Source organism: Pseudolysinimonas sp. (assembly GCF_057350545.1).
The window spans coordinates 1-7787 of the sequence record NZ_JBMRCP010000042.1 but is presented as its reverse complement, the minus strand read 5'-3'; the positions used below and the strand labels follow the sequence as shown (position 1 = coordinate 7787).

The window sequence follows — 7787 nt, the reverse complement described above, 5'->3', positions numbered from 1 at the left end:
GGCGGTCGCGCGGGGCCACCGGCGACCCCCGCGAAGGACACCGTCGTCGTGGAAGGGCAGTTCCCCACCGAGAGCCTCGCCCCGCACGGCCCCGAGGGAGGGGGGAGCGGCACCGCGCACGCCGCGGCCTCGATCTTCAGCCGCCTGCTGGCGCCGAACGCCGAGGGCGAGTTCAACGCCGACCTCGCGAGCGAGTGGGAGACCAACGAGACCGGCAGTGAGTGGTCGTTCACCCTCCGCGACGACGCGGAGTTCTCGGACGGCACCCCTGTCACGTCGGCCGACGTCGTGGCGTCCTTCGACCGCATCATCGCGCTCGAAGGTCCGCTCGCCGGCAACTTCGGCGGCGTGACGGCGACGGCGATCGACGACACCACGGTCGAGTTCTCATCGGAGAAGCCGATCCTCGCCGGTACCCTCGCCCTCATTTTCGTGACCCCGGCGGACGTCACCGAGGCGTCGTTCACCGAGCCGATCGGCAGCGGGCCGTACGTCGTCGAGTCGTTCTCGCCGGGTGAGTCGCTCAAGCTGAGCCCGAACGAGACCTACTACGGCGACGTGCCGACGATCTCGGAGCTCGAGATCCGCTGGATCCCCGAGGTGTCGACGCGGCTCACCGCGCTCCAGACGGGAGAGATCGACGCGACCTGGGGCATCCCGGACGACCAGGCGACGGCGCTGCGCGACAACCCCGACCTCGTCGTCGAGTCGTCGCCCTCGACCCTCGTCGTGACGATGTGGTTCAACTCGTCGCGGGAGGCGTTCGGGTCGAGTGAGATCCGCAACGCCCTGTGGTCGGCGGTCGACTTCGAGACGATCGTCTCGACGCTCTTCCCGGAGTCGGGGTCGCTCTCCGACTCCGTGCTCGCGCCGAGCGTGTTCGGATACTCCCCGCAGGATGCGAAGGAGTTCGACCCCGAGGGTGCGCGCGCCGCGCTCGAGGAGGCGGGCTTCGACTTCGACCAGGAGATCCAGATCCAGTACAAGGAGTCGGAGTACACCGAGTTCATGGCCGCGATCGCGTCGGATCTCGCCGACATCGGCGTGAAGGCCGTGCCCGTGCAGAAGGAGGCCGCCGTCTTCCTGGAGGACCTGCTCGCGCTGAACTGGGACATCAACTTCCAGCTCGTCGGCACGGCGACGTACGACGCGGCGCAGAACCTCGGGCGCCTGTACACGTGCGCCGCCAAGCGCAACGGGTACTGCAACCCGGAGCTCGACGAGATCCTCGCCGAAGCCGGAGCGACCACCGACGCCGAGGAGCGTCTCGACCTCTACGACCAGGCGAACGAGATCATCTGGGACGACGCGGTCGGCATGTTCCCGATGGTCGTGAACACCACCTACGCGTGGCGCGCCGGGCTCAACGGCTTCGTGCCCGATCCGCTCACCAAGCCGGACCTCTCGCACGTCTCGTACGACGAGTGATCCCGATGCGGGAGGGGCCCGGCGCCCCTCCCGCATCGTCCGATACTGAAGGGGCCCATGAGCGCCGCCGACATCCTGGATGCCGCCCCCGAGTTCCGGTGCGGCGACGCGACCCTGACGCGCGTGTTCCGCCATCGCTGGGAGTCGTTCGCCCGCAACGTGGGGCGCAGCGACCGCGGTTTCGTCGTGACCGAGTTCCACCAGCCGGGCCCCGGCCGCGCCCACGGCACCGTCAACGCGGCCGCGGCGCACCACCTCCTCGAGGCCCGGTGGCTCCGGCGCACCGACGTGGCCGACGACTACATCCGCTTCTGGTACCTCGACCCGGAGGCAGAGCCCCACCGCTACACGGAGTGGATCGCCTGGGCCTCCTACGAACATGCTCGACTGCACGGTCGGTACGAGCTGCTGCGCGAGGTGCTGCCGGGCATGGTCGCGAACTTCGAGGCCTGGCAGCGAGACAGCCGTCATCCGTCGGGCCTCTACTGGGCTCACGATCTGGCCGACGCCATGGAGTTCTCGGTCAGCGGCGACGGCCTGCGTCCGTCGATCAACAGCTACCAGTACGGGAACGCCCGGGCGATCGCGGCGATCGCGAGCCGCGAGGGTGATCTCGCCACCGCCGAACGTTTCGAGCACGCGGCCGACGAGCTGCGCCGCCTCGTCGTCGACCGGTTGTATCACCCCGGGCTGCGCTTCTTCACGACACTCCCCCTCTCGCCAGACGGAGAGGAGGCCTATCTCGCGACGGCGGGACCGGATCGCCGGCTTCCCGACGACATCCGCGCCGTCGCCGCGCCCACGCTGGGCGACGCCTCGCCGGCGCGCCTGGCCCGTGAGCTGATCGGCTACCTGCCCTGGTACTTCGGGCTTCCCGGCGCCGACGTCGATCCTGCTCCAGCGGTCGCCCAGCTCGCCGATCCGGCCGGCTTCGCCGCGCCGCACGCCCTGCGCACCGTCGAGCGCCGGCATCCTCGGTACGAGTTCCCGGTGGCGACCACGTCGCCGCGCTATCTGTGCCGGTGGAACGGCCCGGGCTGGCCCTTCGCGACGAGTCAGACGCTCACCGCGCTCGCCCGGATCGCCCGCGACGTCCCCTCACGCGACACCGACGAGCTCTATCTGCGCATCCTGGGGCAGTACGCCGCCGCCCACATCGGCGCCGACGACGAGTACTGGCTCGACGAGGACATCGATCCGGATGCCGGCGGCTGGCGCACGCGCGACTGGCGACTCGTGAACGAACCCGACCGCGTCGCGATCGGTCGCGACTACCAGCACTCGACGTTCGCCGACGTCGTCCTGTCGGGTCTGCTCGGCATCGCCGTGGACGACGACGGGGGCGTGTGGGTCGATCCGCTCATCGGCGCCGTCGAGCCGCTCGGCTGGCTCGAGGTCTCGGGTCTCGTGCTTTCCGGTGTCGAGGTCGCGCTCTCGTGGTCGCCGTCGGCGGGCACGCGGCTCACGGTGGGGTCGGCGACGATCTCCCGGGCCGATCTCGGCCCACTGCGCCTTCCCCTCGACGCACGCGACTGATCACACGCGTACGCCGCGGCGGAGTCAGGCGACGAGCTCGAGTCCGAAGCCCGGCGTGTCCGGCACCGTCAGCACTCCCTCGCGCAGGCGGTAGGCGCGCGAATCGACCCCGTCGAGGGCGGCGGGCATGGCTTCGATCGTCGGCACGTTGCCGAGCCCCGCCGCGAGGTGCGCCGCGTAGTACATCGTGAGCGGAGAGCCCCAGGTGTGGGGCGACGCCCGGGTGCCGGCGGCCGCGAGCGGCGCCATCGCCGACCGCCACGCGGTGAAGCCGAAGCGGAAGGCATCCATGAGCGCCACATCGAGGAGGCCGTCGACCGCGAGCTCGGTCAGCAGGGGGAGGTCGGGCTCGGCCTCCCCGTCGGCGATGAGAGTGCCGGGGCTTTCGGCGTCGACGAGGCCGCGCAGCCAGACCGACGACTCCCGCGACTCGGGCATGAGCTCCTCGACCCAGTAGAGCCCGCAGTCCGCGACGGCGGCGAGGTACCGCTCGGCATCCGCCCTGCTCATGCCGTCGTTGCCGTCGACGAGCAGTCGTGCGTCCGGGTAGAGCTCGCGCGCCAGGCGCGTCGCGGCGATGTCGCGCTCGAGCCCCTCGGCGGCATCCATCCACCGGTGACCCCGCCCGATCTTGAGCTTGAAGTCCCGATGTCCGAGCACCCAGTCCATGCGGAGGTCGCGGCGGATCGCCTCGAGCCCTGAAGGAGCGCCGACCGGGTCGAGGTCGTCGAAGTAGATGCCTCCCGAGTAGCAGCGCACGTCGGTCGACCCCCGGGCGCCGAGCATCGCGGAGACGGGCAGTCCGAGGATGCGCCCGGCGAGGTCGTGCAGCGGGATGTCGACCACCCGAGCCCCCTCGTCGGTCACTCCGACGGAGGGGTCGAACACGTCCGCCACTGAGCGCCCGACCAGGTCGCCGACCCGGTCGAGTCCAGCCAGCACCGCGACCCCGCCCGTCCCCGCGTGGCCCCAACCCACCGCGCCGCGGTCGGTGCGGAGCACGACGACGGGGAGCTCGCGGCCGTCGCCGTGACCGTCGCGCATCGCGTTGCGTCCGATCGGGCGGGCCGTCACCGACCGCACGGCACGGGTTTCGATCGCCGAGATGCGGTGCCGCGCGAGGTCGTGCATCAGCTCGGGGCCAGATCGATGTAGTCGAGGTACACGGCATACGACGTGCTCGAGGTGCCGACCGCTTCGATCCGGAACTCGTGCTGCCCTTCCGCGAGGGCGACGGAGCCGACGGCGAAGCGCAGATAGCCGGCGGTCGTGCGGCGCGTGTCGATCGGGCTGCCGAGGGGCACCCCGTCGATCGAGAGCTGCACGATGCCGCGGTTCGGCGCCACCCGGAACCCGAGTGCGACGTCGTAGCTATCGGTCGTCGGCACGTCGACCGCATAGGTCGTCTGGTCGCCGACGCCCGTCGCGGCAAGGTAGGCCGTGCCGCCCTCGCTCGCGACCGGGTCCTCGAACATGCCGAGCGGATCGCCGGACGTGCTCGTGCGCGTCAGCGACTCCGCCTCGAAGCGCTTCCCGATCGGCAGCAGTTCGACGAAGTCGACGTAGACCGCGTACGAGCCGCTCGCCGCGTTCTTGCCCGTCACCGAGAAGCGCACGTCGCGGCTTCCCACACCGGCCACCGCGGCCACCCCGAGGTCGAACACCTGGTAGCCGGCTGTCGCCGAGTAGGCGTCGATCGGCGAGCCGACGTTGACGCCGTTGATCGACGTCTGCACCCGGGCCCGGTTGGGAGCCACGCGCATCCCGACCCGCACGTGGTACTGCCCCGAGACGAGCGTCGGTGTCGTGAGCGTCAGGTAGTCCCCGACCGCGTTCGCCGCGAAGTTGAGGGTCTCGCCCCCGCTCGCCCCGGAGTTGACGTAGACCGAGAGCGGGTCGCCCGACGACGCGGCGACCGTCAGGTCCTCGGCCTCCCAGCGCGGGATCAGCTCCACGTAGTCGACGTAGACGGCGTGACTCGCGCTCGCGGCGTTCTTGCCCGTGACGGTGAAGCGCACCTCCGGATTCCCCCCGGCGATGGCCACCACCCCGAGGTCGAACGACGCGTTGCCGGCGGAGGCGGCGTGGGCGTCGATCGGGCTGCCGACGGGTGCGCCGTCGACCGAGACCTGGACGATGCCGCGATTGGGCGCGACGCGCAGACCGACGACGACGCGGTAGTCGCCCGCGGGGATCGGTCCGCCGTCGACCGCGATGTGGTCGCCCGCCGCGGTCGCCTCGTACCTCAGCGAGGCGCCGGCGCTCGCCGACGCGTCGGCGAAGATCGAGGTCGGATCGCCTGACGAGCCGGCGATCTCGAGACCCTCGGCTTCGAGACGCGACGGATGCCCGACGACGGGGTCGTGGGAGAGTCCGGCTCCGTCGACGAACGACATCGAGCCCCAGACCACCGAGTCGAGCAGGTCGAGCGTGCCGTCGTCATCCCAGTCGACCGCGAAGGTCTTCGGGGTGTGGTTCGAGAGCGTCTCGTAGAGCGTGTCGTCGGTGTTGCGGATGTACTGCGCCTCGAACACCGGGGCGCCGGGCACCCCGACGTTGCGGAACCACGACAGCGCGGTGTTGTCGTAGGCGCCCTGCAGGAGGTCGACGAGCCCGTCGCCGTCCCAGTCGACCGCCTGGAGATTCGTGCGGCCGGCGCGCGACGACGCGACCGAGATCGGGCCGCCCGACGCGTTCTCGGCGACCGCGATCGCCGTCAGGTCGAGGTCGCTCGCGTCGCGTTGGAAGACAGTGAGGATGTTGTCCACGCCCGCTTGCACGAGCTCGAGCTCTCCGTCGCCGTCCCAGTCCATCGCCGCGACCCGGCATCGCCAGGGGGCGGCGAAGGCGCCCCCGTCGAGGGTGAAGGCCACGGCGGCCTCGTACAGGGGAGCCGCGCGCGTGCCGGAGTTCTCGAAGAACCAGAGCGACGCCTCCTGAGCGTCCTGCGTGATGATGTCCAGGTCACCGTCGCCGTCCCAGTCGATCACGACGGGATTCGTATAGCCCGCCGCGGCCTCCGACGTGCCCCACTCCCACGAGCCCTCCTCGTCGAGCGAGTCGAGGTTGATCGGCTGCCCGTCGGCGTGGACATCGACGGCCTCGATGAGAGCGGGCGTCGGACCGGTGGCGACGTTCTCGAAGAGGCTGATGCGGCCGTTCTCGTCGCCGACGACGAGGTCGAGGTCGCCGTCGTCTTCCCAGTCGACGGCGTACGGCTGTTGGAACAGGCCCGATCGGATGTCCACACCGGTGGCCGGCATCTGCACGAGCCCGACCTCGGCGAGCACCGCGCTCGATGCGGTGCCCGTGTTCTCGACCAGCAGCATCCCCCGCGTGCTGGTCACGATCAGATCGAGGTCGGCATCGCCGTCGCGGTCCGCCACGTCGAGCCACGCATTGATGTCGCCGGTATCGAGGATCCGCACGGCGGGGAGCACGTCGACCCCGTCGCGCTCGACGAAGAAGACGTCGCCGCGGTAGTCGCCGTAGAGCACGTCGAGCTCGCCGTCGGCGTTCCAGTCGGCGGTCGCGACGAGCGCCTTGAACGGCACGTCGAGGTCGCCCGCCGCCGTCTGCAGGCTGACTCCGGCGGCGAGGATCGGCGCCGCGGCGGTGCCTGTGTTCTCGTACACGAAGATGCGGCCGTGCAGGTAGATGTCGGGTCGGCTGCCGACGTAGCCCCGGTCGGCGACGCTGACGATCAGATCGTCGTCGCCGTCGGCGTCCCAATCGTCGTACGAGAGGTTCGGCGTCTGGATCTGATTCCACCGAACGTACCCGGCGCTGACGTAGGCCGCCGTGATGGGCTGCCCGCCCGCGGTCAACTCGCCGCTGTCGACCCAGGTCGGCGAGGCGTCGGTGCCTGTATTGACGTGCAGGTGCAGGTCATAGCGGCTGACGAAGTCGTGGTCGCCGTCGCCGTCCCAGTCGACCAGCGTGCCGTCGGCCGACGGCAGCGGGAGCGTCGTGCCGACCGAGGCGAAGGCGGGATTCTCGTCGTCTCCCGAGTTGACGAACAGCTGCCCGCGGTCGACCGCGTCGCGGCTCCCGTCACCGTCCCAGTCGAGGAACTGCGGCGACATGACGGTGCTCTCCGCGGCGTTGTACCACGCCGCAGTGCCACTCGAGTAGGTCAACGTCGTGCGCGGCGCCATGGCCGCAGAGGAAGCCGACGGCGCAGCGGCGGTCGCGTGGAACGCACCACCGATCAAGGCGGCTGCGACGATCACGGCCGCGGCCGTGCGGGTGGACGATCGATTCACAGCGGCTCCCCCTCGAGTGCTGATACGTATTAGCAGTGTGTCCATTTTTTCGCGTACGGCCGCGCTTGTCAACCGACACGTGGCGAGGGCGTCTGTGGACAATCGCCGCCCTGACTCGGGCGGCGCTTGCACGATGGGCGGGTGACCGCAGCCGTCGACCTCATCACCGACCGGGTGCGCGAGCGCGTGCGCCGGGAGGGCGTCGACCTCGCCGCCGATTCCGAGCTCGCCGACCGGTACATCCGTGAAGAGCTGCGCAGCTACTCCGAACGGGCGCTCGGCGGCTCGGCACCGCTCGTCGACGACGAGGCGGCGGCATCCCGGCAGATCCTCGCGGCAGTCACCGGTCTCGGCCCGCTGCAGCCGCTGCTCGACGACCCGACGGTCGAAGAGTTGTGGATCAACGCGCCCGACGCCGTCTTCGTCGCCCGCAACGGTGTCTCGGAGCGCGTCGCCCTCGTGCTCACGGAGGCCGACGTCCGCGACCTCGTCGAGCGGATGCTGCGTTCCACCGGTCGCCGCGTCGACCTGAGTTCACCCTTCGTCGACGCGAGCCTC

Annotated in this window: 4 protein-coding genes and 1 pseudogene; 3 read left to right on the top strand and 2 right to left on the bottom strand. The window is 70.6% G+C overall.

Annotated elements, in window-relative coordinates:
* Together ACO1X9_RS05470 and ACO1X9_RS05465 are read left to right on the top strand one after the other, a co-directional pair.
* A partial coding sequence (locus tag ACO1X9_RS05470; RefSeq protein ID WP_486349817.1) for an ABC transporter substrate-binding protein occupies positions 1 to 1428 on the top strand: 1428 nt, incomplete at its 5' end.
* A gap of 57 nt (positions 1429 to 1485) precedes the next feature.
* Positions 1486 to 2964, top strand: coding sequence for an MGH1-like glycoside hydrolase domain-containing protein (locus tag ACO1X9_RS05465; protein WP_486349816.1), 1479 nt, complete (start codon positions 1486 to 1488; stop codon positions 2962 to 2964).
* Between the two features lie 24 nt (positions 2965 to 2988).
* Here the strand turns inward: ACO1X9_RS05465 and ACO1X9_RS05460 are convergent, their stop codons facing one another.
* Entirely contained in the window at positions 2989 to 4095 is a 1107-nt protein-coding gene (locus ACO1X9_RS05460) for an enolase C-terminal domain-like protein (protein ID WP_486349815.1), read from the bottom strand.
* Positions 4095 to 7229, bottom strand: coding sequence for an FG-GAP-like repeat-containing protein (locus ACO1X9_RS05455; RefSeq protein ID WP_486349814.1), 3135 nt, complete (start codon positions 7227 to 7229; stop codon positions 4095 to 4097). The genes ACO1X9_RS05460 and ACO1X9_RS05455 overlap by 1 nt, the downstream gene beginning before the upstream one ends.
* A gap of 141 nt (positions 7230 to 7370) precedes the next feature.
* Between ACO1X9_RS05455 and ACO1X9_RS05450 the strand changes: the two are divergent.
* A pseudogene (locus ACO1X9_RS05450) lies at positions 7371 to 7787 on the top strand (CpaF family protein); the annotation flags it as partial.

Bases quoted from the DNA above. Each gene is read 5' to 3' on its own strand.
- ACO1X9_RS05465 (WP_486349816.1), top strand. From the start codon at position 1,486: ATGAGCGCCGCCGACATCCTGGATGCCGCCCCCGAGTTCCGGTGCGGC.
- ACO1X9_RS05460 (WP_486349815.1), bottom strand. From the start codon at position 4,095: ATGCACGACCTCGCGCGGCACCGCATCTCGGCGATCGAAACCCGTGCC.